Origin of the sequence: Bradyrhizobium sp. 2TAF36 (genome assembly GCF_052114925.1) — a bacterium.
Lineage (GTDB): Bacteria > Pseudomonadota > Alphaproteobacteria > Rhizobiales > Xanthobacteraceae > Bradyrhizobium > Bradyrhizobium barranii.
On record NZ_JBFRFR010000259.1, the window covers coordinates 1 to 438 of the forward strand.

Consider the following 438-nt stretch of genomic DNA (forward strand, 5'->3'; position numbering starts at 1 on the left):
GTCTTGATCAGTGTGCTGATGTCGGCCTCGATCTCGGCGATCTCGCCGTCGAGGACCTCGATGAGACGGCCGATACGATCGGCCATGGCACGGTCGTCGGCCTCGCTGCGCCGGTTCTTCTCCTGCGCGCGCATGAGAACCAGCTGATCCCGCCGTTTTGCAAGCCTCGCCAAGGCATTGCGGGCGGGATTAGCAGCCTGCTCGGTGACTGGCTTCAGGGCCCGCGCAAAGGCTGCCAGCATCCGCGCATCGATCGGGTCGGTCTTGGCAAGTTGGCCGCTGGCGCGCGCAAAGTCACGAGCCCGGGCCGGGTTGATCCGCGCGAAGCGGATACCGGCCTGACCCAGCGCCTCGCGAAGTTCGAGATCATAGACACCCGTTGCCTCGAAGACGACCAGCACGTCGCATCGCCAACGCGCCACGATCTGTGTGATGGCC

Annotated in this window: 1 protein-coding gene; it reads right to left on the reverse strand. The window is 65.3% G+C overall.

Annotated elements, in window-relative coordinates:
* Window positions 1–438: IS110 family transposase (locus AB4Z51_RS45070; protein WP_441499790.1), on the reverse strand; the 438-nt coding region annotated here is incomplete at both ends.